At 60.4% G+C, this 26472-nt stretch carries 24 protein-coding genes; 13 read left to right on the top strand and 11 right to left on the bottom strand.

Features of this window, described 5'->3' with window-relative positions:
• Positions 1–122 precede the first annotated feature (122 nt).
• Positions 123–1502, top strand: a complete 1380-nt coding sequence (locus tag OA90_RS03905; RefSeq protein ID WP_082836824.1) for a pseudouridine synthase — start codon at positions 123–125, stop codon at positions 1500–1502.
• Entirely contained in the window at positions 1499–2062 is a 564-nt protein-coding gene (gene rsmD / locus OA90_RS03900; protein WP_068407405.1) for a 16S rRNA (guanine(966)-N(2))-methyltransferase RsmD, read from the top strand. Before OA90_RS03905 ends, rsmD begins: the two co-directional genes overlap by 4 nt.
• A 15-nt stretch (positions 2063–2077) precedes the next feature.
• Here rsmD and OA90_RS03895 read toward each other — a convergent pair whose 3' ends face one another.
• The 7 genes from OA90_RS03895 to OA90_RS03865 form a co-directional block, all read right to left on the bottom strand.
• Positions 2078–2941, bottom strand: a complete 864-nt coding sequence (locus OA90_RS03895; protein ID WP_082836823.1) for an MBL fold metallo-hydrolase — start codon at positions 2939–2941, stop codon at positions 2078–2080.
• Between the two features lie 243 nt (positions 2942–3184).
• Positions 3185–3526: a hypothetical protein gene (locus OA90_RS03890; protein ID WP_156510373.1), complete on the bottom strand. Its 342-nt coding sequence runs from the start codon at positions 3524–3526 to the stop codon at positions 3185–3187.
• Positions 3527–3640: 114 nt separating this feature from the next.
• On the bottom strand, positions 3641–4492 hold the full coding sequence (locus tag OA90_RS03885; protein WP_068407403.1) for a patatin-like phospholipase family protein: 852 nt from the start codon (positions 4490–4492) through the stop codon (positions 3641–3643).
• A 145-nt stretch (positions 4493–4637) separates the two neighbouring features.
• Positions 4638–7841, bottom strand: a complete 3204-nt coding sequence (locus OA90_RS03880; protein ID WP_208985958.1) for an EAL domain-containing protein — start codon at positions 7839–7841, stop codon at positions 4638–4640.
• A gap of 260 nt (positions 7842–8101) precedes the next feature.
• On the bottom strand, positions 8102–9022 hold the full coding sequence (locus OA90_RS03875; protein ID WP_156510372.1) for an alpha/beta hydrolase: 921 nt from the start codon (positions 9020–9022) through the stop codon (positions 8102–8104).
• 77 nt (positions 9023–9099) lie between these two features.
• On the bottom strand, positions 9100–10377 hold the full coding sequence (gene purD / locus OA90_RS03870) for a phosphoribosylamine--glycine ligase (protein WP_068407397.1): 1278 nt from the start codon (positions 10375–10377) through the stop codon (positions 9100–9102).
• A gap of 135 nt (positions 10378–10512) precedes the next feature.
• Positions 10513–11280, bottom strand: a complete 768-nt coding sequence (locus OA90_RS03865; RefSeq protein WP_068407394.1) for a PEBP family protein — start codon at positions 11278–11280, stop codon at positions 10513–10515.
• Between the two features lie 144 nt (positions 11281–11424).
• Between OA90_RS03865 and ubiA the strand changes: the two genes are divergently transcribed.
• The gene (ubiA, locus tag OA90_RS03860) at positions 11425–12369 is read left to right on the top strand and encodes a 4-hydroxybenzoate octaprenyltransferase (RefSeq protein WP_082836838.1); all 945 of its coding nucleotides are present in this window, start codon (positions 11425–11427) and stop codon (positions 12367–12369) included.
• Between the two features lie 78 nt (positions 12370–12447).
• Here ubiA and OA90_RS03855 read toward each other — a convergent pair whose 3' ends face one another.
• Positions 12448–13038: a DUF6101 family protein gene (locus OA90_RS03855; RefSeq protein WP_208985957.1), complete on the bottom strand. Its 591-nt coding sequence runs from the start codon at positions 13036–13038 to the stop codon at positions 12448–12450.
• A gap of 699 nt (positions 13039–13737) precedes the next feature.
• Here OA90_RS03855 and OA90_RS03850 point away from each other — a divergent pair.
• Genes OA90_RS03850 through lpxK form a run of 6 tightly spaced genes read left to right on the top strand, consistent with a single transcriptional unit; the run spans position 13738 to position 19254 of the window.
• Positions 13738–15081: a TldD/PmbA family protein gene (locus tag OA90_RS03850; protein WP_068407385.1), complete on the top strand. Its 1344-nt coding sequence runs from the start codon at positions 13738–13740 to the stop codon at positions 15079–15081.
• Complete coding sequence (locus OA90_RS03845) at positions 15068–15874, top strand: 3'(2'),5'-bisphosphate nucleotidase CysQ (RefSeq protein ID WP_347876829.1); 807 nt, start codon at positions 15068–15070, stop codon at positions 15872–15874. The genes OA90_RS03850 and OA90_RS03845 overlap by 14 nt, the downstream gene beginning before the upstream one ends.
• Positions 15875–15904: 30 nt before the next feature.
• Positions 15905–16144 (top strand): DUF4170 domain-containing protein, encoded by a 240-nt coding sequence (locus OA90_RS03840; RefSeq protein WP_068407379.1) that lies wholly within the window; start codon positions 15905–15907, stop codon positions 16142–16144.
• 28 nt (positions 16145–16172) lie between these two features.
• The gene (locus OA90_RS03835; protein WP_068407375.1) at positions 16173–16880 is read left to right on the top strand and encodes a lysophospholipid acyltransferase family protein; all 708 of its coding nucleotides are present in this window, start codon (positions 16173–16175) and stop codon (positions 16878–16880) included.
• 39 nt (positions 16881–16919) lie between these two features.
• Positions 16920–18242: a 3-deoxy-D-manno-octulosonic acid transferase gene (locus OA90_RS03830; protein WP_068407373.1), complete on the top strand. Its 1323-nt coding sequence runs from the start codon at positions 16920–16922 to the stop codon at positions 18240–18242.
• Entirely contained in the window at positions 18226–19254 is a 1029-nt protein-coding gene (lpxK, locus tag OA90_RS03825) for a tetraacyldisaccharide 4'-kinase (RefSeq protein WP_082836821.1), read from the top strand. The genes OA90_RS03830 and lpxK overlap by 17 nt, the downstream gene beginning before the upstream one ends.
• 26 nt (positions 19255–19280) lie before the next feature.
• Here the strand turns inward: lpxK and OA90_RS03820 are convergent, their stop codons facing one another.
• Together OA90_RS03820 and OA90_RS03815 are read right to left on the bottom strand one after the other, a co-directional pair.
• Positions 19281–19502 (bottom strand): DUF2093 domain-containing protein, encoded by a 222-nt coding sequence (locus OA90_RS03820; RefSeq protein ID WP_068407367.1) that lies wholly within the window; start codon positions 19500–19502, stop codon positions 19281–19283.
• A gap of 132 nt (positions 19503–19634) precedes the next feature.
• Positions 19635–19862, bottom strand: coding sequence for a hypothetical protein (locus tag OA90_RS03815; RefSeq protein WP_068407364.1), 228 nt, complete (start codon positions 19860–19862; stop codon positions 19635–19637).
• 316 nt (positions 19863–20178) lie between these two features.
• Between OA90_RS03815 and tldD the strand changes: the two genes are divergently transcribed.
• From tldD to OA90_RS03800, 3 genes are all read left to right on the top strand, one after another.
• Positions 20179–21603 carry a metalloprotease TldD gene (gene tldD, locus OA90_RS03810; protein WP_068407867.1) on the top strand — a complete coding sequence of 475 codons (1425 nt, stop codon included), beginning with the start codon at positions 20179–20181 and terminating at the stop codon, positions 21601–21603.
• 17 nt (positions 21604–21620) lie between these two features.
• The gene (locus tag OA90_RS03805; protein WP_156510371.1) at positions 21621–22235 is read left to right on the top strand and encodes an HAD-IA family hydrolase; all 615 of its coding nucleotides are present in this window, start codon (positions 21621–21623) and stop codon (positions 22233–22235) included.
• A gap of 230 nt (positions 22236–22465) precedes the next feature.
• Positions 22466–24253: a monovalent cation:proton antiporter-2 (CPA2) family protein gene (locus OA90_RS03800; RefSeq protein ID WP_068407362.1), complete on the top strand. Its 1788-nt coding sequence runs from the start codon at positions 22466–22468 to the stop codon at positions 24251–24253.
• A gap of 199 nt (positions 24254–24452) precedes the next feature.
• On the opposite strand, the gene OA90_RS03795 is transcribed toward OA90_RS03800, so the two are convergent.
• Complete coding sequence (locus OA90_RS03795; protein ID WP_068407861.1) at positions 24453–24944, bottom strand: invasion associated locus B family protein; 492 nt, start codon at positions 24942–24944, stop codon at positions 24453–24455.
• 612 nt (positions 24945–25556) lie between these two features.
• On the opposite strand from OA90_RS03795, the gene coxB reads away from it, so the two are divergent.
• Positions 25557–26459 (top strand): cytochrome c oxidase subunit II, encoded by a 903-nt coding sequence (gene coxB, locus OA90_RS03790; protein WP_068407858.1) that lies wholly within the window; start codon positions 25557–25559, stop codon positions 26457–26459.
• Positions 26460–26472: the final 13 nt, after the last annotated feature.

Here is a 26472-nt window from a genome sequence, read left to right as displayed (position 1 = left end):
AGCCCCGGTTGCGAAATTTTGGCCCGGATAATTTGCATGTTCCGTGCCGGAAAACGCTCCACGTCGATCATTGCTGAAAACAAGCGATTTCCGAAAGGCCCAAGCTCTGCTATGACGCGCGCATGACGACAAGAAAAACACCCCCCCGGCGCCCGGCCGCAGCAAAAGGTCAGGGGCGCGACAAGCGCACATCGGAAAAACGCCGCCCGGCGCCGAAAGATGCACCGAAAAATGCGCCGAAAGCGGTGCCGGTAGTCGCCCCCCGTGGCTCCAGCGATGCCACGGACCGCGGCGAAAGGATCGCCAAGGTCATGGCGCGCGCCGGCCTGTGTTCTCGCCGTGAGGCTGAAACCTGGATCGAGAACGGCAGGGTCGAGCTGAACGGCAAGGCGCTGACGACCCCTGCGATCACGGTGACCCCGAACGACAAGGTGGTCGTGGACGGGAAACTGCTGCCGACGCGGGAGCGCACGCGCCTATGGCTTTATCACAAGCCGCGCGGTCTCGTGACGACCAACAAGGATCCTGAGGGTCGGCCCACGGTTTTCGACAGACTACCTGCGGAACTGCCGCGGGTACTGACTGTCGGCCGTCTCGACATCAACACGGAAGGTCTGCTGCTGCTGACCAACGACGGCGGGTTGGCGCGCGTGCTGGAGCTGCCGTCGACCGGCTGGCTGCGGCGCTACCGGGTACGCGCCTTCGGCAAGGTGACGCAGGCCGATCTGGACGGATTGAAGGATGGCATCGCCATTGAAGGGGCTCTCTACGGCGCCATCGAAGCGACGCTGGACAAGGAGCAGGGCGGCAACAGCTGGATGACCGTGGGCCTGCGCGAAGGCAAGAACCGGGAAGTCAAACGGGTTCTGGAGCATCTCGGCCTGACGGTGAACCGTCTGATCCGCCTGTCTTACGGTCCGTTCCAGTTGATGGACCTTCCGGAAGGCGATGTCCGCGAGATCCGGGGACGGGTCCTGCGCGACCAGCTTGGTGACACTCTGGCGGAAGAAGCCGGTGCGGATTTCGATGCGCCGCTCTACCATACGCCCAAACCGGAAGCGGAAAAGAAAGCCTCCGGAACCCGTCAGAAAGGCGGCCGCTCCGGCGAAGGGCAGTCGGGTGAGCGCCGCGAGGGCGGGCAGGGCAAATGGATGACGGCCCGTGAGGGCAAGTCCGTGACCGACCGTCACAAGGCAACGAAGTCGAAGCGCTCGGACGCTGCCGGCACTGACCGGGAAAAGGATCGCAAGCCCGGCAACCGCAAGCCGTCCGGGCCGAAAAAGGAAAAGGTCTCGCCGCGCAGCCGTTTCCGCATGACGTCGGACGCCAAACCCCGCAAGGACTTTGGCGAACAACGCTTCAATGCACCGCAGCGCAAGATCTGGGGTGACGAGGGCCTGGTCGAAGACAAGCATCAGGAAAGCCGCAGCGAAGCCGAAAAGCGCGCCCGCAGCGGCCCGCCGAAAGGCGGCAGGGGACCGAGGGGTGGGGGCCGTTCGTGAGAATTGTCGCCGGACGTTTCAAGGGTGCGGCACTTGCTGCGCCGAAGTCGCAGGCGACCCGCCCGACAAGCGACCGGTTGCGCGAAACGATCTTCAACATCCTCGTCCACGGTCTCGACGCCGAGCTTGACGGCATTCGGGTTCTGGATCTGTTTGCCGGCACCGGCGCTCTTGGGTTCGAGGCGATCAGCCGCGGTGCGCGTCATTGCACTTTCATTGAGGAAGGCGCACAGGCGCGCGGCGTGATCCGCGCCAACATGGAAAATCTCGGCCTGAACGGCACCGCGAAGATTTTCCGCCGTGACGCTGTCCGCCTCGGCAGCGCCGGTAACATCGAACCGTTCGATCTGCTGTTCGCCGATCCTCCCTATGACAAGGGGCTTGGCGAAAAGGCGCTGGCATCTGCAGCGGCCGGTGGCTGGCTGAAGCCGGGTGCAACCTGCGTTCTGGAAGAGCGTGCGTCCGCCGCGATCGAGATCCCCGAAGGTTTCACCGAACGCGACCGGCGGCTGGCCGGCGACAGTCAGGTTGTTTTTCTGGATTACAGCCCGGCAACGTAATCAAGTCGCAATGTATCAGGCGCCGCCCGGCATCATGATGTAGACTGTCTTGCGCAAAGGAAGGCCGGCCCGGCTCACGATCAGCTTTGGCGTGTCGGCCCGGATCACTTCGTATCCAGCTTCCGTTGCCCTGCCCATGAAGCTCTGCAGGGCGCCGGCGAAATGAAAATGCATCGGAATCACCATTGCCGGGCCGACGCTGTCAAGAACGTGCATCAGGCTCTCCAGCCGCAGCGTCGACGAATTGTCGATGGCGGCAAAGACGATGTCGATCTGTCCGAGCCGCGTCAGATCCTCCTGGGTCAGCCTGTGATGCAGATGCCCAAGATGCGCGATGCACAGATCCGCCACCTCGAAAACGAAAATCGAATTGCCCAGCCGCCGGCTTTCTCCATCCCAACCGCGAATGTTGGTCTGGATATTGCGGATGCGTACGTCCTGGACAGTCAGGTCATGGTCGATGGGACCGCCCTGCGGATTCCAGCCGAAAAGCAGATGTTCGATGTCTGGAGAGGGATTGACCGAATAATGCGTGCTGTGGGCACCGTTCATTGTCGCAACGGTCGGCGGCAGAAGTGGCCGGATACTGTCGTTGTAGTCCGTCGCGATCCGAACCCCCTGTGGCGTTTCCAGTTCAAAGGTGGAATGGCCGATATACCGGATCTGCACCTCATCGACCGCAAGAGCGGCCTGCCACACGCGGGCTTCTCCGGGTGCCGGGCTTCTGTAGGGCGCGTCCGCAATCAACTGGCAGACGGCATAGGCATGTCCCGGCAGTGCCAGGCCGGCAATTATCGTGAAGAAGAAGGCTGCTGCCGGCTCCGTCAGACGTCGCAGAGGCCGGTTGTGTCCAATACGTTCACGAGCAGCTGTAGCCATGGTCCACCATCCCGAAAGCAGTAGGTGCTTTTAAGTGTAGTGGGCGCAGCCCCGAGGGCAAGTAACTTTGCGGGCAGGATGGCACAAGTTTGAGGCGATAAGCCGCCAGGACAGGCAAGAGGTTGGTCATGTGAATGAATTGGGCAAAGAAAAAGGCAACCGGCTTTCACAGGGAGGCTGTGAAGACGGTTGCCTGAGTTGGGGGCGGGTGGGAGGAAAGACCAGCCCCTGATCGGATATTCGTTATACGCTGCGGAGGCTGACCTGGGCCTTGCCTCCTCTTGCGACATCGCTGAAACGGCTGTCTGTTTCCGGACCGGAAGCCGTGGCCTGCAAATGGATCAACTCGCCGGCATGTCCTGCTTCCATCACCAGCGAGTGACGGCTGCAGAGCTTGGCAAGCGACAGCCCGAGTTTGCGGAAATGAGCGCGCCGGTAACAATAGACGGCCAAGGCCGCGCGCTGGCTGTCCGGTAGCTGGTTGCCGACATCCGTCACCGCGTTGACCGTGGCGTCCAGCAGTCGTTTCAGCAAAACGTCCGATACCGGGCAGTTGTCCAAATCCGCTGATTCCGTTGGCTGCATAGCCTTCTCCTAATAGAATAGGAAAATTATTTATTGATTGTATTAAAGTTTTATTAAAAGGGGCTTGGGGTCCAATAAAAATCGTTTATCTCGTGGGATGTACGAATGTTGCCTCTAAGTAACAAGACTCAGTTGTTTTATCAGTATCTCGAGTTTTTCTTTCGTTGTCTCCTTCAGTGGCTCAGCCGAATTGAGAACGCGCTCCGCTTTCATGAAGTCGAGAACGCGGATGGTGTCGTGTGGCGGCCGGAGCAGGATATCCGGTTGATCTATCTTGAGTTTCTGGCTTGTTATCGTTTGCATCAGGATCTGCGAAGCCCCGAACAGGGAATCCAGCATGCTGATTTCGCTCTTGTCGGTCCGAGGAACCGGGGCGCCGACCACATCGACAGCAATGACTATGTCGCAATTGGTGCGCAAGCCGTCAAACGGCAGTGGATTAACAACGCCGCCATCGATCAGAATCTGGCCGTTCAGCTTGACCGGCCGGAAAACCGCGGGAATCGCGATGGATGCAGCCAGGGCAGGCAGCAGCGGACCCGATTCGAAATCGACTTCCTGACAGCCATAGAAGTCGGTCGCGAGCAGGCGTAGCGGGATCTTGAGGTCTTCGAACCGGTCCTGCAGATAGTCCGAAATGAAAACTTCCAGCACACGCTGTGGATCGAATTGAACGGGGCCGGGGCGGAACATGTCGACGAACCGTCTGGGCCTGAGCTTCCACAGGCGTGACAGTACACTGTTGCTGTCAGCGAAGATCTCCAGCGTCAACTGCCGGATTTCCCTGCCGCTGAGCCCGCTGGCATAGGCGGCGCCCATGATGGCGCCGATGGAGGTGCCGGCGATCTGGGCGGGCTTCAAGCCAAGTTCGTCAAACGCTTCTAGCACCGGTATATGGGCAAGCCCCCGGGCGCCGCCGCCACCGAGGGCGAGGCCGATCCGGGGGGAGGAGGAAGGAATGGACATCTCGTCAGCTTCCGGTTGCTGGTGTTCTGTGCGTAAGGGCCGGGGTTCGGGCGCATCAGGCAAGGAGCCGTGAGCCCGGACCTGATCTCTTATTGCCGGTACAGGAACCGGGCGTCAAACACAACGCGCGGAAGGCCGGGATGCGTCAGATAACGTAATAAAGGTCGTCCGCGGATTCGGTCATCCAGTCCGTCATGCGGTCGAACGTCATCGGTCTGGCGACCAGATATCCCTGGACCGAGAAATCGCCCATCATCCGCAGGCGGTCATATTGCGCTTCCGTTTCCACCCCTTCACAGACGATCCCGATATTCAGGGACCGTGCGAGCTGGATGAGCTGGTTCACAACAGCTTCCTTTTTCGAATCCTGAAGCATCTGGTTGGTAAACGACTTGTCGATCTTGAGCCCGTTTATTGGCAGATCGGCAACATGGGTCAAGGATGCATAACCGGTCCCGAAGTCATCCAGTTCTATGTGAACGCCGAGGTCGTAAAGCTCCTCGAGCGCCGCCAGCTGGCCGGACCGGTCGTCGCTCAGAAAGACGGATTCCAGCACTTCGGCGGTAATCCTCTCCGGCCCGATCTCATATTTCGCCATCGCTTCCTTGAAGTGCTCCACGAGCAGGCCGGAAGCCAGGTGGGAAGGGGAAATATTGATCGACACCCGTCCGAAGTCGAGGCGCGCATCCATCCAGTGTTTTGCTGCGGCCAGCGCCGTGTCGATGACGATCTTGCCCAGGAGGGGGGCAAGGCTGGTCTTTTCGACAACCGGGAGAAATTCGGCCGGAGACAGCAGTCCGCGTTCGGGGTGCTCCCAGCGGACCAGTGCCTCGACACCGGTAATCGACTGGGACCTCAGATTGACCTGGGGCTGGAAGACCAGCATGAACTGATCGTTCTTGACGGCGTCGTGAAGTTCCAGCTCGATCTTTGCTTCGATTTCGCTGTCGGTTTTCATGTCCGATCTGAAGAAGGTGTAGCGGTCCTTGCCCTTTTCCTTCGACTGGTAGAGCGCCAGGTCCGCATTCACCAGCAGCGTGTCGAAATCGTCTCCATCCTCCGGACACAGGGCGATGCCCATGCTGACCGTTGGCCAGAATCTCGTGCCGCTGAATTCCATCGGCGCCCGCATGAGCCGGCGGGCGCGTTCGCACAGTTCATTCGGATCCGACGTGCTGCTCTTCGCCAGAATGACGAATTCATCTCCGCCCCAACGATAGGCGGTGCCGAGCCCGCGGCAGACCTGCCGCAATCTGCGCCCGGTTTCCTCAAGGCAATGATCACCGGCAAGATGACCCAGCGTATCGTTGACCCGCTTGAACCCGTCCATGTCGACGTGGACCAGGAACGCGGGTTTGTCGGAGCGGGAGAAGTGGGCTTTCGCGTCGCGCTGACATCCGGCACGGTTCGAAAGCTTGGTCAGCGGATCAAAATAGGCCAGACGTTCGGCGCGGACCTTTGCCTCGCGGGTTTCGTTTTCCCGTTGCACGCGCTCCGACACGTCATTGGCAATGGCGATGAACAGATCCCTGTCGTCATCCTTCAGCAACTGAACCCGAAGATCGACCGGATATTCCGAACCGTCTTTGCGTTTGTGAAGGCTCTCAACGGTGAGACTTTGCCGGGAGCCGTTCAAAAGAGGTGTCACATCCTTGCGGACGGACTCCGCATCGTAAACCGGATTGATGTCCCAGATATGCCGGCATTTGAGGTCCGCAAGATCGTAGCCGAGGTTGTTGAGCGCACATTTGTTGGCGTATTCGATGAGAAAGGTCTGCGGGTTCAGGATGAAGATCTCGTTCAGCGAGGACTCCAGGATATTCGCCAGAAGATTGTTCCGCCGTTCCGCCAGGCGCCGCTCGGTAATATCGTGAACCGTACCAATAACCTTGGCAGCCTTGCCGTCCGGACCGGCCAGAGCGTAGCCGCGCACGTGCAAGAACCGGGAGTCGCCGTCCTTCCAGACAAGACTGTGCTTGAAATCGAATTCTCCGCAAATGGCTTCCGCTCTGTTGACTATTGCCTGCATGGAGAGAAATTCCGGCTCAGGTACCCGTGAGTAGATCGTTTCCTGAATTTCACCTGTCGGCAGATCCTTGGGGATATTCAGGATCCGGTAGAATTCCTCAGACCCGAGGACCTCATTGGTCGCAATGTTCCTCTCCCAGCTACCGACGCCGGCAATCCGCTGGGCTTCCGTCAGCTGAAAGGCGCTGTGTTCCAGCTTCCTTGTATTTTCCCGCACTTCGGCTTCCAGGCGCGACGTCGTTGTTTGAACGGAGGATTGCAGTCTGGACAGAAGGCGATGGATGACAGTCCATGACACCAGCGCCAGACCGATGCCGGCCATGAGCGACAACAGCGTTTCCTGCGCGAAGGCCCAGACGTTGCGGGTGACATCCTTGACCAGAGCGAGATAGACGGGACGTTGCGTTCCTGTCACCGGAATGGGCAGGTCCCGCAACACGAAGATCCTGTTTTCGTGGAACAGGATCTTGTTGAGGCCGTCGAATCCGCGGGAGCCGGAGATGGCGGCGATATCGAGTCCGCCCGGCACCGGACCGCCGATATTCGTGTAATGGAAACTGTGGCCGTTGAGACCGTGGCTTTCCCCTGTCTGCGCGATCTTGACGATTTGCGCATCCACAGCGGAACTCGTTATGGCAAGCGCGCTCTCGATGTCGATGGCGAGTTTGAGGTAACCAATCAGCTTGCCGTTGGCGGTCCAGGAGCGAAAGACGCTGACGACGGGCTCGGCATCCGGACCGAGTTCGATGCCGCTGGTCTGGCGGGACAGGTTCGCAATCAGGTCGGACTGAAAGGATATTCTGTGACTGGCAGGGTGAGGGCCGTGGCGATCGCCGAAGGGGTTCGGCTCCAACGCCCGGAATATGCGCTTTTGATCCGCGCCGTAAATCGTGAATTCGGCAATGTGCAGTCCGTCCGGTTTCCGGGCGAAAACACCAGCCGCGATTTTTCTGATTTCGGAAGAGTTTTTCTCCCGGATGGCCGTCTGCAGAGCGCTGTCCGCTCCTATGGTGCTGACGATCTGGTCGAGCGTTTCCGTGCCAAGCGCTTTCTGCCGGATCAGCAGTCTTTCGACGGTCCGCACAAGCTGTTTTTGCGGTTCGTTCATGCTCCAGTAGGCGGCGGAAATGTTCTGAATGGTCAGGAGGGAAACGGTCAGCGCGAAGATCGACAGAAAGATGGTTCTGAGCGGTTTTTCGAATTGAATATCCTCGCCGCAGCACCACCGGACAAGAATCTTGTCGAGGCGCGCGCCGGCACCCCGAAGGAGATGCCCTTGTCCCCGAAGGCCTTGCCCGTCATCTGTGTCCAGATTGCCCACTCGAAATACCCGCGCCCCTGAGCAGCTTGCGCTGCGCACCGTTCGACCAGCTTCTTTTCTGCACCATGTCCCGCTGGGTTGCCGCAGGATGGCGCAAAAAGCCAATGCCATTTTTCTCAATAGGCGCGAATGGTTAAATTGTTTTGAACAGGTCTCTTAAAGAAGATTAATATGAAGCGCTATATTATTGAAAATAATTATGAATATTGGAAATTAAAACAAAAAATATAAATCATGAGATAAATGTAGCAAAAATAACTTTAGGTAAGACTTTGATCAGGTAGCAAAAAATCCAATAGTACATCAAAAGTTTCATCAGGCGCTTCTTCAGGGAGAAAGTGTCCGCAGGGCAGGGCCGTGCCCTTGGCCTCGGGACACCATGTCCGCCACATTGCCAGAGGGTCTTCGACGCTGTTCGCAATTCCTTTTTCACCCCAAAGGGCAAGCATGGGCATCTGGATTTGTTTGCCTGCGTCCAGATCCGCCCTGTCGTGCTGATAATCGACCGTCGCTCCTGCCCGGTAGTCCTCGCAAGTGGCGGAAATCCGGTCGGGATCGCAGAACCAGGCGCGATTGTCGGCGAGCGCATCCTCTGAAAAGCTGGTCAGGGTCTTGTCGCCGGTCCAGCTCGCGAGGGTATGTTCCAGAAACCGTATGGGAGACGCCGCGATGAGTTTCTCGGGAAAGGGGGCAGGCTGCGCCAGAAACATCCAGTGATATATCTTCAGGCCGAATTGCCGGTCCATCCTGTCCCAGTAGTCGGATGTCGGCAGGATATCGAGCACCGCAAGCCGTTCAACCGCGTCGGGGTTATCCAGCGCCAGACGGTAGGCCACCCGTCCGCCGCGGTCGTGCCCGGCGAGGAAGAAACGGCTGTGGCCGAGCACCTGCATCATCTCGATGACGGCCTCGGCCATGGTGCGCTTGGAATAGGCCGTGTGATCATCGCTGAGGGGCGGAACGGAGGATCTGCCGTAACCGGGAAGGTCAGGCAGGACGAGTGTAAAGCGATCCGCGAGGCGCGGCGCGATCTTGTGCCAGCAGACATGGGATTGCGGATAGCCGTGCAGCAGCAGCAGAGGCGGCCCCGACCCGCCGATCCGGCAGAACAGCCGGGCGCTCGCGGTCTCCACGGTGACGCTGTCAAACCCCGGGAACATATCCGGCAAATTACTTTTCAAGCCCTTCTCCCCGCCGCAGCTTCAAGGGAAAACTAGATCTTTTTCCATTCCGATGAAAGCATCGTACCGGAGGTGCGCTAGCTGTTGTTCTCGCGCTCGATCGCCCGCCAGCCGATATCGGATCGGGAGAAGCCTTCCGGCCAGTCGATCTTTGAGATCGCGTCATAGGCTGCCCTCTGGGCCTCCAGGACGCTGGATCCGAGCGCCGTCACGTTCAGGACCCGGCCACCATTGGCAAGCAACTGGCCGCCTTCCCGCTTCGTCCCGGCATGAAAGACTTCAAGCCGGTCCGAGGAGAGCGGGTCCAGCCCCCGGATTTCCGTGCCCTTTTGGTAACTTCCCGGATAGCCATTGGCCGCCATGACGACAGTGACCGCTGTGTCATCGCGCCATTGCGCCGTTGCGGTTGCGAGAGTCCCCTCGACGCTGGCAAGGAGCAGGTCCAGCAGGTCGCTTTTCAGCCGCATCATCAGCACCTGGCACTCCGGATCGCCGAAGCGGGTGTTGTATTCGATGAGTTTCGGACCGTCCTCGGTCATCATCAGGCCCGCGTAAAGCACGCCCTTGAACGGCGTGCCGCGTCCGGCCAGCGTCTCGATCGTCGGTTCGATGATCGTCCTCATGACATCCGCGATCAGCGGATCGGTCAGGACCGGGGCCGGCGAATAGGCACCCATGCCGCCGGTGTTCGGGCCCTCGTCGCCGTCGAAGGCGCGCTTGTGATCCTGTGCGGTTGCCAGTGGCAGGGCGTGAGTGCCGTCCGAAAGCACAAAAAAGCTGGCTTCCTCGCCCTGCAGGAATTCCTCAATGACGACTTCCGCCCCGGCCTCACCGAACGAGCCTTCAAAACACGCCGTCACCGCGTCCTCGGCTTCCTGCAAGGTCATGGCGACGACAACGCCTTTGCCAGCGGCAAGCCCGTCGGCCTTGACGACGATGGGGGCCCCTTTTTCCCGGACGTAGGCAAGGGCTGCGTCGCGCGTGTCGAAACGACCATAGCCCGCAGTCGGAATACCGGCTTCGTCACAGACGCCTTTGGTGAAGGCCTTGGAGCCTTCGAGCTGCGCTGCCGCCCGGCTCGGACCGAAAGCCTTCAGTCCGGCCGCTTCCAGATCGTCCACCAGGCCAGCCACCAGCGGGGCCTCCGGCCCGACCACCACGAGGTCGATCCCCTTTGCCCGGCAAAAGTCGATCACTGCCTGATGGTTAGAAACATCCAGATCGCAGAGCCCGGCCACCTGGGCGATGCCGGCATTGCCCGGTGCGGCATAAAGCTTGGTCAGTCTTGGGGATTTCGCAAGCGCCCAGGCCAGGGAATGTTCGCGGCCACCGGATCCGATGAGGAGAAGTTTCATGAGTGTCCAGTCTCAAAAGCAGGTTGACGCCGCACTGAGTTTTGCTGCCCGCAGCGACATGTCGAATTCGATGCCGGGGGGTCTATCACGCGGACAGGTGTGCTGCAATTCGGGGATCGCGAAATCCGGCGGCAATCACCCGTCCACAGTCGCACGGCAATAAAGGATATTGTCCTTTTCCAGGTCCCCACCCCAGATCAGTCTGGCGTTGCCGTCCCAGGTGATCCGGTCATAGCCGCCCCTGGGACTGACGTCCCCGGCGCTGTGTACGGTTGCCGCCGGCCAGGAGCTGTCGTCAAAATCCGGGGCCATCCAGCCGGCCAGCGTCGGTGTCACGGTTTGCGCGCAACTGGCACTGGAGACATCCGGCTTGCGGTCGTTCTCACACGACCGGTCCGCCGGTGCGGACTGAACCGTCAGGCAGCGCCAGTCGGATCCGGTCGCAGCCAGAAGCCTGCCGGAAGCGGCCTCACGGAACTGGGCGATCGCGCCGCCGTCGCCCATCTGCTGACGGCGGGTGCCGATATATTCAAGGCCGGTGCTGTTTTCCATGAAATCGCGAAACTCGAACGCGATTGTCATCGGATAATCGGCGCTGAATTCAAACCGTTCCGCATTGAAGGAGCGCTCCGTGCGAATGGAGACGCTGTCCTCCAGAAGCGGCATCCCGTTGATATAAAGCTTGAACCAGTTGTCCACCCAGACCTCACCGAGGATCCTGTGCGCCCCCGGAGACCTGATCGTACTTTCATTCAGATCCTGCCCCTGGACACCGCGTGAAGGAGGGGCTTTACCATCCGGTGGAGGCGGCGGTTTCTGTGCGAAGGCTGCAGCCGGGGCGGCCGCCAGCGCGACTGCGATGATGACAGCGAATTTAGAGGTAAGAATTGCGGAAAGCTTCACAACGTGCTCATTTTGTCGGCCACGACAGGGGCACTATGACGCTTTGCGGAACGAAATTCACCTCTGCTAGAGGTAAAAGTGCCGATGAATACAAGCGGCGGCCGGCAGGGCCGCCGGAACTGCGACTCTCGGATGGGCAGGAAGATGTTTTTTTCAACCAAGGACACAGGGCCGGTCGCCGATGCGGTGAAGCAGCATTGGGTCGACACGCGTCTTCCGGCGGCCTTGCGCCCCTATGCGCGGCTGGCCCGCTGGGAACGGCCCATCGGCTGGTGGCTGCTGCTCTGGCCGTGCTGGTGGTCCGCGGCCCTTGCCGCGATTGCAGCCGGCAACGGCTGGCCGAACCTGTGGCATCTCGTTCTTTTTCTGGTCGGCGCCGTGGCGATGCGCGGGGCAGGCTGCACCTATAATGATATTGTCGACGTGGACATCGACACCAAGGTCGCGCGCACCCGCTCCCGGCCGATTCCGGCCGGGCAGGTGACGAAAAACCAGGCGAGGCTTTTTCTCCTGCTGCAAGCCGTGGTCGGACTGGCTGTCCTGCTGCAGTTCAACAGCTTCTCAATAGGTCTCGGCGTCGCCTCGCTGATCCTCGTCGCCATCTACCCGTTCATGAAACGCGTCACCAACTGGCCGCAGCTTTTTCTTGGCTTCGCGTTTTCCTGGGGGGCACTGATGGGCTGGGCGGCTGTGTTCGGATCACTGGGCTGGGCTCCCGTCCTGCTTTATCTCGGCGGCATCTGCTGGACCATCGGCTACGACACCATCTATGCCCATCAGGATAAGGAGGACGACGCGCTGGTCGGTGTCAGGTCGACGGCGCGGCTGTTCGGCACGCGCACCAAACCGGCCCTGATCCTGCTCTACGCTGCCGCCACCGGACTGTTCATGCTGGCCGCCACCGCCGCCGACGCAGGCCCGGCCGCGTTCCTGGGCATTGTGGCCGGTGTCGTCCATCTCGGCTGGCAGGTCATCGTTCTGGACATCGACGACGGTGACCAGTGCCTGAAGCTCTTCCGCTCCAACACCACTTACGGCTGGATCCTGTTCGCAGGGTTTTGCACCGACGCGCTGATCGGGTGGCTGTAAGAGCGCGGGAAACAAAGAAAGGCCCCGCGCTGCGGAGCCCCTCGTGCATGGCGATAAGCCTGTTAGTCCTTTGGCGCGTCAGTTCCGCGCGATAATTTCGCGTTCGTCTGCATGGACAGCCATCACCTCTGCCGGACGCCCTGGCAGGCGTTTGTTGAGAAAGCGCGGGCGGCGACCTGTCAGGAGGCGAAGCTTGCGGCGCGGAGCCGGATTTGCCGAAGATTTGGCGCTGTAGGCGTCGATTGGTTTCACCTTGCCGCCCAGGTCACACACCAGCATCGGCAGATTCAGCGTCTGGGCCCAGCGGCTCCAGAGCGCGGCAAGTTCGTCCGAGGTTTCGGTTTCCGCAAGTGTGATCGACAATGCGCTGTCGGGGTGTTTCAGGATCAGCGCCGCCATGATGTCCCCGGGAGCAGCCCCCGGAACGATCCGTACCATGACGCCGTCGAAACCGGGTGTGGGAACGACGACGGTAACCGGAACGCCGGCAACCCGGCGCCTGATGATCGCCCTGTCGCGATCAAGACTTATATCTGAAGGAAGAGCAGCGGTTCCCGGCCTTGATTCCAGTCGTTGCTGGAAGTGGGCCGGCAGGCAACCGGGATGTGGCATCGCTTGCGCGCCACCCCCGGTTGCTGCCGTTTCCTGTTTTTCTGTTTGACGTCTCAAATGACTCTCCACCGGACCTTTTGGTCTCTCGATGGCCAGAATGTAGATCAGAAAGGTCGTGAAGCACTTAAGAGACACGGTTAAAAAAGTCTGATTTTAAAGAGGGTTACTGGAATGTAAGCGGAGAGGTAACGCCTGATTCACATGTGTGGCAGAAGGCGGTAAACACAACTCATGGATGAGTTTTCAACTAGGGCGTAAACTCATAAATGAAGATGAAATGGTTTGAGGCGAATTGGTCTTCATCAAGGAGCGAAAGCGCAGGAAATGTGGTTCATTTTGAAGCCTTTCGCGACGCAGAGGAGGACCACTTCGGTCAAATCCGAAGGACATGGAAATGGCTTCACCCCGTGTCGTCAGCATGCTTGACCGGGCAGGAAGCCCGCTCATCTCACGCTTCCTAGCGGGGTTTCGCCATTTCCCATGCCATTTCGTCTTCATTTATGAGTTTACGCCCTAGGCAAGCCGACGACGGGCGCGCAAGCGGCAGCCTCCTGCAGGAGTGGGGGGCTTGTATGGGTTGAAGTGACGCGCGATCTGAATTTAAAGAACCGGATCGCGTTATTGTCCTGTGGGGACAGGCGGATTTATCCCTTTCGAAGGGAGCCGGAATGGCACAGGCTGTTGGGAACCTGCCCCGGCGGTTGCAGGCTGCCGGTGCGAAGCGTAAATAACTGCCGGAGCAAAAAGGCGGACCTGATGTCGGAACTGATTGATCAAAGCGAATTGCAGTCACGGGCTGCGCGTCTGGTGGAAGCGGCCCGCAAGGCCGGGGCGGATGCCTGTGACGCTGTGGCGGTCACGGGGGTGTCCCTGGGCGTGGACGTCAGGGAGGGCAAGGTTGAGGAAACCGAGCGTGCGGAAGGCGACGACGTCACGCTGCGCGTCTTCGTCGGCAAACACACCGCCGCAGTTTCGGCCAACCGTCTGGACGATCCGGCAGGCCTTGCCGAACGTGCCGTCGCCATGGCGAAGGTGGCCCCGGAAGACCCCTATGCCGGCCTTGCGGATCCGGATCTGCTGGTGAAGGACTTTCCGGTACTGGATCTGCTCGACACCAAAGAGATGACGGCCGAGGACCTGAGCGAGATCGCGCTGGAAGCCGAAGCTGCCGGTCTCGCCGTCGCAGGGGTCAGCAAATCCGGCGGCGCGGGTGCGTCCTGGCGTCTGGGTGGTGTGGTTCTGGCCACCAGCCACGGCTTCCAGGGCTCCTACATCTCATCGCGCTACGGCATGTCCATGACCGCGGTTGCCGGCGACGGCACGGCCATGGAGCGCGATTACGACTTCGACAGCCGGACCTATTTCGAGGATCTGGAATCGCCGGCGGAGATCGGCCGAAGAGCGGGCGAAAGAGCTGTGCGGCGGCTCAATCCGCAGAAGCTGTCCACCCGGACCACCAACGTCATTTATGAATCGCGCGCGGCCCGCAGCATTCTCGGTCATCTGGCAGGGGCGATCAACGGCGCCTCGATCGCGCGCAAGACCAGTTTTCTGAAGGACAGGATGGGCGAGCAGATTTTCGCCTCTGGCATTCAGGTGGTCGACGATCCGTTCAAGCGCCGCGGCGCCGCAACACGCCCGTTCGACGGCGAAGGCACAAAGGCCGAGGTCCTTGACGTCATCGGCGACGGCGTGCTGCAGCACTGGTTCCTGGATGGGGCGACGGCGCGCGAGCTAGGTCTGAAGCCCAACGGCCGAGCCCATCGCGGTGGCAGCGGAACATCTCCGGGCGGAACCAACATCACCCTGATGCCGGGCGACAAGAGCCTTGAAGAGCTTATGGCCGAAGCCGGGGAGGGACTGCTGGTCACCGATCTCATCGGCCATGGCGTCAACGGCCTGACCGGCGACTATTCCCGCGGTGCCGCAGGATTCTGGTTTGAAAAAGGCGAAATCGTCGAGCCCGTCAGCGAGATCACCATTGCCGGCAATCTCAACGACATGTTCAGGCGGCTGGTGCCGGGCAGCGATCTGGACAACCGCTACTCGACCGCGACACCGTCGATCATGATCGAAGGAATGGCTCTTGCCGGAAACTGACGAAGGCAATCCCGCTCCCGGGACGGACATGCGCCTGCTGGAAACGGCCGCGCGGCAGGCTGGGGAACTGGCTCTGAGCTATTTCGGCCGGGATCCTGAAACCTGGTTCAAGGGCAACAAGTCGCCCGTCTCGGAAGCGGACCTTGCCGTCGACAGTTTCCTCGCGGACGAACTGCGCACCGCGCGTCCGGATTACGGATGGTTGTCGGAGGAAACTGCGGACGACCGGCGGCGTCTCGACTGCGAACGGGTGTTCATCGTCGACCCGATTGACGGCACACGCGCCTTCCTTGCCGGTGGCAACGAATGGACGGTGTCGATTGCCGTTGTTGAAAATGGCCGTCCGACGGCCGGAGCTGTTTTCTGCCCGCTCCGCGAGGAAATGTTTCTGGCAAGCACCGGTGGCGGAGCCTGGCTCAACGGCCAGCGGATGTCGGTGTCCGGACAGGCCGACATCCAGGGGGCCAGCTTGACAGGTCCCCATTCGATTGTGGCCAATCAGGACGTGATTGCGGCCGGATTTGTCGGCGCGGATATCTTGCGCTCGCTCGCCTACCGCCTTGCAATCGTGGCGGCGGGACGGGTCGATGTCGGCGCGGCCCGGGGAGGGCCGAGTGACTGGGACCTTGCGGCGGCCGATCTTTTGGTGCAGGAAGCAGGCGGCCATCTGACCGACCTGTCCGGACAGCACCTGATTTACAACCGCGCGAAGCCGGGTCACCCGGCTTTGGTCGCAGCTCCTCAGGTGCTGATCGGGCCTGTGCGCGACGCGCTCGGAATCCTGATCAAATGAGCTGCGGATTGACGAACAGCGAGGATATTCATGAGTGACAAAGACACCCCGAAGCAGCTTTTGCATCTTGTGTTCGGCGGTGAACTGGAGTCGCCGGAAGGCCTGACCTTCCGCGATCTGGACGCCCTTGATGTCGTCGGCATCTACCCGAACTATGCCGAAGCCTACAAGGTCTGGAAGTCGAAGGCTCAGTCCACAGTCGATAACGCGCATATGCGTTATTTCATTGTTCACATGCATCGCCTGCTCAATCCGGATACGGACGACTGAGCAGCCGTTTCTTCGGGCGATAAGAAAAATGATCAAACGCCTCGGCCGCCATCCCTGGGTTTTGTCAGGTGTGGGCACTTTGCTCGCTGCCTATCTGAAGCTGGTCAAACGCACCAATCGCTTTGTGCTGGACCCGCCAGGGATCTACGACAAGACGGAACCGGATCTGCCGGTTATCGTCGCCATGTGGCACGGTCAGCATTTCATGGTGCCCTTTGCCAAACCGGCTGATTGGCCGGCGAAGGTGATGATATCGCGATCCGCCGACGGCGAGGTCAACGCCATTGCGGCTCGCAAGCTCGGGCTCGGCCTGATCCGGGCATCGGGCGGCAGAAACGCCCGCCAGATCAGGAAGCGTGGCGGCATGCGCGGTTTCATCGAAGCGCTGAGAGCCCTGAAGGACGGATATACGATCGCCATGACTGCCGATATTCCCAAGGGACCGGCGCGCAAGTCCGGCGTCGGCATCGTGCAATTGGCGAAACATTCCGGCTGTCCGATCCTGCCTGTCGCGGTGGCGACCAGCCGCAGCATCGAACTCAACAGCTGGGACAAGGCGAGCGTGAACCTTCCTTTCGGGCGTGGCAGTATTGCCGTGGGCGAGCTGATCCGGGTTCCGGCCGAAGCCGGGGATGAGGACCTGGAAGTCTGCCGCCAACACGTCGAGGACAGCCTCAATACGGTCACCGCACGTGCCTATGAACTTGTCGGCAGGGTTGAGACGTCCGGGACCTAGGGTGTGAACTGAAGCGCTGGAGGTTAAGGAGTGGGAGATATGCAGGTCGGGCGGCGCCCCTTGCTCATCAGTGCCTACCGGGGTCTTTCCCGGGCCCTGACGCCCCTGTTCCACCTTCTCTTCTGGTGGCGCAGTCGCTCCGGCAAGGAGATCGTGCAAAGGAAGGGCGAGCGTTTCGGCCGGCCGCAAAACGAGCGCCCCTCCGGATTTCTCATTTGGATCCATGCGGCGAGCGTCGGTGAGACCATGTCTGTCCTGCCGCTGATCGAAACCTTGTGCGCTTCGGGCAACAGGGTGCTGCTGACGACTGTTACCGTCACGGCGGCCGAGATTGCTGCAAAACGGCTTCCGCAAGGCGCTTGTCATCAGTTTGTTCCCTACGATGCGCCGGGGCCGCTGGCCCGGTTTCTCGATCACTGGTCCCCCGACCTCGCGATGGTTGTCGAATCGGAGATCTGGCCGTGCCAGTTCGACGAATTGAAGACCCGCCAAGTGCCTTTCATATTGCTGAACGGCCGTCTTTCCGACGGGTCTCACAGAAACTGGTCAAGGTTTCCGCGAGCTTCCCGATATATTTTTGAATGTCTGGACCTGGTGCTGGCGCAAAGCGCCGCCGACGCGGAACGCTTCCGCCGGCTTGGCTGCAAAAGGGTGGAAATACCCGGCAACCTGAAGTTCGACGCGAATGTGCCCGAGGTGGCGGAAACCGAAATTCACGAGCTTCGCACGCAGATCGGTGGCCGGCCCGTCTGGCTGGCGGCGCTGACCCATCCGGGTGAGGATACGATTGTCCTAAGGGCTTGCGAAAAGCTCCTGACGGAGTTTCCCGAACTGCTGCTGATTCTGGTGCCGCGCCACCCGGCCCGTGCCGGTGATATCGCGGAACTGATCGGGTCACATGGCCTGACCTGCACCTGCCGCAGTACGGGAGAGAAAATAAACCCGTCCACAAGGGTCTATCTTGGCGATACACTTGGCGAGATGGGACTGTTCTACAAACTTGCGCCGGTGACATTTCTCGGCGGGTCTTTTACGGACGCCGGCGGGCACAACCCGGTGGAAGCGGCGCTTTGCGGGTCCGCGCTTGTCACCGGACCGCAAGTGGCCAATGCACGCGCGCTCTACAAAGAGTTCTGGTCAGGCAAGGCGGCTGTGCGGGGGGCACGGCCCGAAGATCTGGCGGATCTTGTCGCCGGTCTGCTGCACCGGCCGGAAGAGGCGCGCCGGCAGGCTGGGCTGGCAAGGGCTCTTGTCGATGCCGGCAGGGGTGCCAAGGAGAAGATCCTGTTCTTGCTGCAGCCCTATCTGAAAGATCGCGCCGATAGGCGGGAACCGGAGGCGGAGCGTGAGCAAAGCGCCTGACTTCTGGTGGAAACCGGGACTTTCTCCCATGGCGCTGTTTCTGGCTCCCGTCGGCTGGATCTACGGTCTGGTCGCCGGTCGCCGGATGCTTGCAAGAGCGAAGGAAAAGAGCGGGTTGCCGGTCATCTGTATCGGCAATTTCGTGGTTGGCGGCGCCGGAAAAACCCCTTTCGCGATTGAACTTGCCTACAGGTTACGGGAAGAAGGCTATCGGCCCGGGTTTCTCTTGCGCGGCTATGGCGGCAGCGAAAAGGGACCGCTGCTGGTGGCCGCGGACCTTCACGATGCCGCCGATGTCGGGGATGAGGCGCTGCTTCTGGCGCGCTACGGGCCAACGGTGATTTCCCGCGACCGCCCGGCGGGCGCGGCTCTTGCGCAAGAGCAACCGGTCGATGTGCTGTTGATGGATGACGGGTTTCAAAATCCCGCCCTTGCCAAGGATCTCAGCCTCGTGCTGGTCGATTGCGCCACCGGCTTCGGCAATGGCTTCTGTCTTCCGGCAGGTCCGCTGCGCGCCCCGGCACACAAGCAGATCCTCAAGACCGACTGTCTTGTGCTGGTGGGAGAGGGCGATGCCGCCGAGGAGGCGGCCCATCTTGCCGGGCGCAAGGCCTTGCCGATCCTGCATGCTCATCTGCGGCCGCAGCCTGACGGAGAGCTCGAGGGACGCAAACTCTTCGCTTTCGCGGGGATCGGACGGCCGCAAAAGTTTTTCGCGTCGCTGAAAGAGCTTGGTTATCAGGTGAAACAGACCCGCGCCTTTGCCGACCATCACCCTTATACAGAAGCCGATGTGCGCGCCCTTCTGACGGAAGCGGAAGAGGCCGGGCTGCAGCTCGTTACGACGGCGAAGGATATGGTGAGGCTGGAAACGTCGGAAGGCGAACTGTTCCACTGGATCGCGTCGTCAGCTCGGGTGCTCGAAGTGCGAATGGAGATCGACGACGAGGACAGGTTGATGGGCCTGATCAAGGAAACGTTGCGCAATCGCACATTCCACCAGCAGGCCTAGGTCTCGGCTCCCGGAGCGTGTCGCGGTTAAGCGGACTTCGTTTCCAGATACCGCGTAATGGAGGCCTTTGCATCGACATAGGCTTCCTGACGCTCGACGGACCAGTATTTCAGCTCATCCAGCGGAATTGCGGTGCCTGTCACGGCGCAGCGCACGAATGTTCCCGGTGTCTCCACCTGGTAGTCGCCGTCCAGATACCGGACGCGGGCTTCGCTCGGAATGCGCGGGTTTTCGTAACGGTTCATCATCTGATCGGTTCCAGACAGTCTAACGACAGCACCTTCTAAGCCAAAACAAGGTTTCAGGGCAAGCGGCGTGGCTCTTTCACGGCTTCCGGGCGGTGAGGCCGGTCTTTACTTCGCCGGTCTCCGGGAACCGGATCAGCGTGGCTTTGCGTCTTTTCTGGAAGGAGCGGCCCGTTCGGTCATTGTGACTCCGAACTGCGGCCGGACGATATTCGCGTCGTTCTGTTCGGACGGCGGCGGCGGACCGGAAACCGGCCCGGACCGGGCGAGAACCTTTGCCAGCAGTGGATGCAGCCCGTCGCCACGCGTCGCGGCAAGAGCGTGAAAAGACAGAATCTGGGGAAGGTCATCTGATGAGGACATGGTCTTGCACCCTTTTGTATCCTCTTGCAGGCAAAGCGCCTTCCGGGATGGTTTGCAGCAGGCCGAAATTGTCGGCGAAGGAAACGCGGTACGTATATTTTGCACTGCAACATTAATATGAGCTTTATATTCAGGTATAAATTTTCGCAAGTGGAATTCGAAGATTTTCGGATGATTTATGCGTCAGAAACCCTATGTTGGGGATAAACCAGCGATAACAACTCCGGTTATTGCAGCTGAGTGAAACCGGGTCGCAGCGATTGCATATCGACCCGTGAACACGCCAAGGCAGGCCGGAGGCAGACAGGACGCGCGCATGACAATTTCCACCAACGATCTCATCGAAAGTTCCGGCCTGGGCCTGGAAACGGCCAAGCGGATTACCGCCGAGGCTCTTTCCGGCGCCGATGACGGTGAGCTTTTTGTCGAATACCGGCAGAGCGAAGGGCTGGTGTTCGACAACGGCCGCCTGAAGGGGGCCAATTACGATACGGCCCAGGGGTTCGGCCTGCGTTCCGTGGCCGGTGAAGCCGCCGGTTATGCTCATGCGGGTGACATTTCCGAGGGAGCCCTGAAACGGGCCGCCGAGGCCGTAAGCGCGGTCAAGAAGGGATACTCGGGCAGCTACGCCACGGCTCCGTCCAGAACCAATCAATCGCTTTATACCGACGCCAATCCTCTTGGCGGACCGAGCTTCGAGGATAAGGTCAAGCTGCTGCAGGAAATCGACGCCTATGCGCGGGCGAAGGACCCGCGGGTGCGTCAGGTGTCCGCGTCGCTGGCCGGTTCCTGGCAGGTGGTCGAGATCCTGCGCGCTGACGGCCATCTTGTGCGCGATGTCCGTCCGATGGTCCGCCTCAGCATCTCGGTTGTCGCGGGCAACGACGAACGCCAGGAAAGCGGTTCCTTCGGCTGTGGCGGCCGTGAGGGTTTCGGCCGCTTCATCACCACGGAAAACTGGCAGGGCGGTGTGGATGAGGCGCTGCGTCAGGCGCTGGTCAACCTGGAAGCCGTTCCGGCACCTGCCGGCACCCTCGATGTCGTTCTCGGCCCCGGCTGGCCCGGCATTCTATTGCATGAGGCGGTGGGGCATGGTCTGGAAGGCGATTTCAACCGCAAGAAGACCTCCGCCTTCGCCGGTCTGATGGGCCAGCGCGTCGCATCGCCGGGCGTCACCATTGTCGATGACGGCACTATCCCGGACCGGCGTGGATCCCTGACCGTCGATGACGAGGGAACACCGGCCGGCCGGACCATGCTGATCGAGGACGGGATCCTCAAGGGTTACATGCAGGACCGCCAGAACGCGCGCCTGATGGGCATGGAGCCGACCGGAAACGGCCGCCGCCAGTCCTATGCGCATATTCCGATGCCGCGCATGACCAACACTGTCATGATGGCCGGCGACAAGGACCCCGAGGAAATCCTGCGGTCCGTCAAGGACGGCATCTACGCAGTCTCATTCGGCGGCGGACAGGTCGACATCACCTCGGGCAAGTTCGTCTTTTCCTGCACCGAGGCCTACAGGGTCGAAAACGGCAAGGTCGGAGCTCCGGTCAAGGGGGCGATGCTGATCGGCAACGGGCCCGATGCGCTGACACGGGTTACCATGATCGGCAACGACATGGAGCTCGACCCCGGTATGGGCACCTGCGGCAAGCAGGGGCAGGGTGTGCCGGTCGGTGTCGGTCAGCCGTCCATGCGCATCAACGGGCTGACGGTCGGGGGAACGGCGGTCTGACGACGGCGGACGGGATCGTGGCGGGCGTCAAATTCGCGATATTCGACATGGACCAGGTGCTCTACGATTACGAGCACCGGACGCGGCTTGCTTTGCTGGAACAACTGACCGGCAGAGCCGCGGCCGACATTGATGCCGCGATCTGGGGCGGGCCGCATGAGAACGCTGCGGAAGCGGGAATTCCGGATACGGCGGAGGGCTATCTCGCCCAGTTCGCCAGGCTGCTGGATTATCCCATCGATTTCGACACCTGGGTGGACATCCGCCGAAAGATGATGCGCCCGCGCCCGGGTGTCCTTGAGATGGTGCGCGATATCAAGAAACACGCCGATGTCGCTCTGCTGACCAACAACGGTATGATGCTCAAGGCGGCCTTACCGGTTTGTGCACCCGAAGCGGTTGAAATTTTCGGAGACAAGGCGCATGTCTCCGCAGAGTTTCAGTGCCGGAAACCAGATCCGCTTGTCTATGTGCGGCTCTGTGAAAGATACGGCTATAAGCCGGAGGAAAGCGTTTTCGTGGATGACAGGCCCGAAAATGTGGCAGGCGCGGAACAGGCAGGACTTCAAGGTCACGTCTTTTCTGCCGCGGAGAGCTTGAAGGGCTTTCTGCATCGGGTCGGACTGGCTTGACTTCCGGATTCCGCCGGTCCGGGCTTAGGAGCTGCCTTTAAGGGACATGAAGACGCATTCCTGACTGCCGAGCTGGATTTATTAACGTCGAAGCGCGTATCCTTTGCAGAACGAAAATGCGCCGGGTCCGTCCCAGGTGGAAAGCGGCGGCATTTCCTTGATATTTCGAAGTCGATCAACTGCCTGCATGGATGCGATCCACATGCAAAAAGCTGATCCGGGGAGAGAGAATGGCCTCAGAAGGTGCACCTCCGTTTTTCGCTGAATCGATAGTGTTTCTGGCGGCGACAGTTGTGGCTGTTCCAATTGCCAAGCGCCTTGGGCTCGGTTCGGTGGTCGGTTACCTGGCGGCCGGTGCGATGATCGGGCCGCATGGCCTACGCCTCCTGGGATCGGGCGAAGACGTGCTGCATGTCGCCGAACTTGGCGTTGTTCTGCTTCTTTTCGTGATAGGCCTCGAACTGGACCCGCAAAAGCTCTGGCGGATGAAACGGGATATCTTCGGACTTGGAACGGCGCAGGTTCTGCTGACCGGTCTGACGCTCTTCGCCGTAGGCCGGTATGCCGGCTATCCGTTTTCGACCGCGCTTATCGCCGGGTTCGGTCTTGCATTGTCCTCAACGGCCTTTGCCTTGCAGATCCTGCAGGAACGCGGGCAATTGTCTTCCGCCTACGGCCAGCGGGCATTCGGCATCCTGTTGCTTCAGGACATCGCCATTGTTCCGCTTCTGGCGATGGTTGCCATTCTGGCAGCTGGGGAAGGGCCGGCTACCCTTGCCGATATCGGCCGCGAGGTATTCACCGTTTCGGCCGCAGTCGCCGCGGTGGTTCTGGCGGGGCGCTATCTGATATCTCCGATTTTCCATTTGCTGGCGGCAAGCCGTGCCAGGGAGGTCATGCTCTCCGCCGCGCTGCTGGTTGCGCTGGGCAGCGCGGGCATTGTCCACGCTGTGGGACTGTCCATGGCGCTGGGCGCGTTCCTGGCCGGTGTTCTGCTGGCCGAGTCCAGCTTCCGCCATACGCTTGAAGCCGATATCGAACCCTTCCGCTCCCTGCTCATGGGGCTTTTCTTCGTCGCGGTCGGCATGTCGCTCGATGTCTCCCTTGTCGGCAAGAACTGGGAGATCGTCGCCGCCGGCGTCGCCATCGTCATGCTGGTCAAGGGGGGATTTCTCTGGAGCCTTTCCCGCGTGACCGGATCGCCGAACTCCGATGCCCTGCGTATCGCCGTGACCCTACCGCAGGGAGGGGAGTTCGCCTTCGTTCTGTTCACCGCCGCCGTCGGCAGCCAGTTGCTGGACTATCAGACGGCGAATCTCCTGACCGCGATTGTCATTCTGACGATGCTGTTGACGCCTGTTGCCTGCCTCGGTCTCGACAGGCTTGCGGCCAGGGTGAAGGCCCGGGGTGTGGAAAATCCCTCGATCGAGACCTTCGAGGAGGCGACACCCGCCGTTCTGGTGATCGGCTTTGGCCGGTTCGGCATGGTCGTCGCGCAGATCCTCACGTCGGAGGGGCTTGAAATCACGGCCATCGACAACCGGCCGGACCGTATCGCCTACGCCCGAAAACAGGGCTACAAGGTCTATTACGGCGATGCGACCCGTGCCGACGTCCTTGCAGCAGCGGGTGCAGGCAAGGCGGCGCTTGTCGCCATGTGCATCGAGAACGACAAGGTTATGGCCAAGGCCATCGATCTTGTCCGCGAAGGATTCCCGGACACCTTGATCTTCTGTCGGGCAACGGATCGGGCGCATGTGCTGGACCTCACCAGGCGTGGCGTGGATTTCCAGGTTCGCGAGACCTTCGAATCGAGTGTCGTGTTCGGCCGTGCGGCGCTGGAAGCGCTGGGAACGCCGCTGGACAGGATCGATCAGATCGAGGAGGACGTGCGTTACCGGGACGATGAGCGTCTGGCGATGCAGCTTTCCGACGGCATTTTCGCCGGCGCCGACCGTCTTCACCAGGTGACACCGCGCAAGTCCGCGAAGGACGAGCAGGACCTCCCCAAGGAATAAAGGCGCCGGTACGGTGTCTGACCCTGGTGACAAAGCCATGGACTCACCACTTCTTCAGCAACCAGCACCGCGAGTGGGGCCCGGATCTTCACTATGCCGCGTCCGGGATGGCGAACAGAAGGGCTTTCAGAAGCCAAAGACGCCGATGCGGCGCCTTTCGTTGCTTGCGATTTTGATTTTCGCGTGAATGGCCCGGCTGTCAGGGAAGGGCTGCGAAACCGGCGGAAAACCCGTTCAGGGAAATCGGGATGCCGATGCCTTCTTCGGGAGTCTGGAAGATGATGAAGGTCGCCTGAGATCCGGTCTGCAGTTTCGAGAGCAGATCTTCCTCGAGGATCACCTCGGCGATACAGCCGTTCGGCAGACACCGGACGAAGCCTGCGCGTCCGATATCGGCGTTGTCGACACGCAGCCCGAGGCCCGATGGCAGCAGCACACCGAGCGGTGCCAGCACCCTGAGGATGCGCGCCTGCTTGTCGGCGGTTTTGAGAATGATCACCGAAAGACCGACATTTTCCCGATCCGCTGCCGTGACATTCTGGATCAGCGCGCATTGCTCGCTGGCGGAGCCTGGAGGCGTATCGCAGCGCATCTGCCAGTCTCCGTGTGCGGAGCGCACCTCTCCCTGCGCCAGTGCGGGAAGCGCGCCCTGCGCGAAGGAGGCAAGAGCGATTCCCGCAGCTGCGGTGATTCTGAACAAAATCGACCTGGAGCGCCCGGCCGGGCGAGCGGAATTGGGCTTAGGCGAATGCGCTGACAAGAAATCCTCCAGTCAATCAATGTCCGATCCGTTGAGAGCCGGCCGCTCCGATATAAGCGTCCATTTTCGCGAATCATGGTGTTATCCCGGCCAGACATTGCCGCATGACGGCGCGTGATTCCAGTCTCACCGGAGTGGGAAGCCTATGAATAGGCGGTTTTTTTGTCGAAAATCCGCCTGTCCTTGATGCCCCTCAATCCTGCACGGGTGTTTAGCCTCTGTGAAAAGTAGGAAATTCCGTTGCGGACCGGCTTATCTTGTGGTTTTTGTGCGGCATAGAGGTGTCGTTGGGATGATGCGGCAGATCGCCGCTCTGGCCAATTGTAGCCATCGCCCTTGATACCAGTTTGTGGTTATAGTTCCGGCAATCTGATTATCCTGTCCGAGGATCGGACGCGGCAAAATTGGCTTGCGAAGCTTTGCTAAGCCCGTTACTCCGCACTGGATTGGACCGGGACCTGAAACCGGTGCTTAACGTATGTGCCGCATTTCATGCGGCTGAGGGAAGGGAGCGCGGACGTGAAGGCAGTCTTCAAGCGTCTCATGACTATAGCCGGATTGGCGGCGACAATTGCTGGAGTGTCCACAGCGGCCCTGGCAGCTGAATCCGGCATGAAAGAGTGGCAGCTCGGGTTTCAGAAATCCGTGACAGGTGTGATGGACGATATCACCTGGTTCAACGATTTCACCCTGATCATCATCACGGTTGTCACACTGATGGTGCTTGTGCTGCTGATGATCTGCATTTTCCGCTTCGGTGTGAAATCCAACCCGGTACCGTCGCGCACCTCGCACAACACGATGATCGAGGTGGTCTGGACGATAGCTCCCATCCTGATCCTGGTCGTGATCGCGATCCCGTCGTTCCGTTTGCTCTACAAGCAGCTGGACATTCCGGAATACGACATGACCATCAAGGCCACCGGCTATCAGTGGTACTGGGGATATGAATACACCGATGAAGGGATGGGCGAGCTCTACTTCGACTCCCTGATGATTCAGAACGACGAGCGCCAGGCTGTCGCCGATGCGCGTGGCGTCTCCCTGGCAGAAGTGCCGCGTCTGCTGGCCGTCGATTACGATCTCGTCATTCCGGTGGACACCACCGTGAGAATGCAGGTGACGTCCGAGGATGTGATCCACTCCTTTGCGATGCCGTCCTTCGGCGTTAAAGTCGATGCGATCCCGGGCCGGTTGAACGAAACCTGGTTCCATGCCCGCGAGGAAGGCGTCTATTACGGCCAGTGTTCTGAACTGTGCGGTAAGGATCACGCCTTCATGCCGATCGCCATCCGCGTTGTGAACTCGGGTCAGTTCGAGGCCTGGGCCGCAGCTGCCCAGGACGATCTGGATACCGCCAACGAACAGCTTTTGGCGTCGATCGCAGCGGACAAGAAGCTCGCTGTGAAGGGCAAGCTGGAAGAAATCTCCGTCGCCACGAAATAACGTGGCGGCGAAC

It is taken from the genome of Labrenzia sp. OB1 (assembly GCF_001624695.1).
Taxonomy (GTDB): Bacteria; Pseudomonadota; Alphaproteobacteria; order Rhizobiales; family Stappiaceae; genus Roseibium.
This window is presented reverse-complemented; position numbering and strand designations above follow the sequence as displayed.

Excerpts from the sequence above, each read along its gene's own strand:
- coxB (WP_068407858.1), top strand. The coding sequence starts at position 25,557 with ATGACTATAGCCGGATTGGCGGCGACAATTGCTGGAGTGTCCACAGCG.
- OA90_RS03905 (WP_082836824.1), top strand. The coding sequence starts at position 123 with ATGACGACAAGAAAAACACCCCCCCGGCGCCCGGCCGCAGCAAAAGGT.
- OA90_RS03815 (WP_068407364.1), bottom strand. The coding sequence starts at position 19,862 with ATGTCCTCATCAGATGACCTTCCCCAGATTCTGTCTTTTCACGCTCTT.
- OA90_RS03840 (WP_068407379.1), top strand. The coding sequence starts at position 15,905 with ATGAGTGACAAAGACACCCCGAAGCAGCTTTTGCATCTTGTGTTCGGC.
- OA90_RS03850 (WP_068407385.1), top strand. The coding sequence starts at position 13,738 with ATGTCGGAACTGATTGATCAAAGCGAATTGCAGTCACGGGCTGCGCGT.
- purD (WP_068407397.1), bottom strand. The coding sequence starts at position 10,377 with ATGAAACTTCTCCTCATCGGATCCGGTGGCCGCGAACATTCCCTGGCC.
- OA90_RS03830 (WP_068407373.1), top strand. The coding sequence starts at position 16,920 with ATGCAGGTCGGGCGGCGCCCCTTGCTCATCAGTGCCTACCGGGGTCTT.
- ubiA (WP_082836838.1), top strand. The coding sequence starts at position 11,425 with ATGTTTTTTTCAACCAAGGACACAGGGCCGGTCGCCGATGCGGTGAAG.
- OA90_RS03820 (WP_068407367.1), bottom strand. The coding sequence starts at position 19,502 with ATGATGAACCGTTACGAAAACCCGCGCATTCCGAGCGAAGCCCGCGTC.
- OA90_RS03885 (WP_068407403.1), bottom strand. The coding sequence starts at position 4,492 with ATGTCCATTCCTTCCTCCTCCCCCCGGATCGGCCTCGCCCTCGGTGGC.
- tldD (WP_068407867.1), top strand. The coding sequence starts at position 20,179 with ATGACAATTTCCACCAACGATCTCATCGAAAGTTCCGGCCTGGGCCTG.
- OA90_RS03835 (WP_068407375.1), top strand. The coding sequence starts at position 16,173 with ATGATCAAACGCCTCGGCCGCCATCCCTGGGTTTTGTCAGGTGTGGGC.
- OA90_RS03890 (WP_156510373.1), bottom strand. The coding sequence starts at position 3,526 with ATGCAGCCAACGGAATCAGCGGATTTGGACAACTGCCCGGTATCGGAC.
- OA90_RS03800 (WP_068407362.1), top strand. The coding sequence starts at position 22,466 with ATGGCCTCAGAAGGTGCACCTCCGTTTTTCGCTGAATCGATAGTGTTT.
- OA90_RS03895 (WP_082836823.1), bottom strand. The coding sequence starts at position 2,941 with ATGGCTACAGCTGCTCGTGAACGTATTGGACACAACCGGCCTCTGCGA.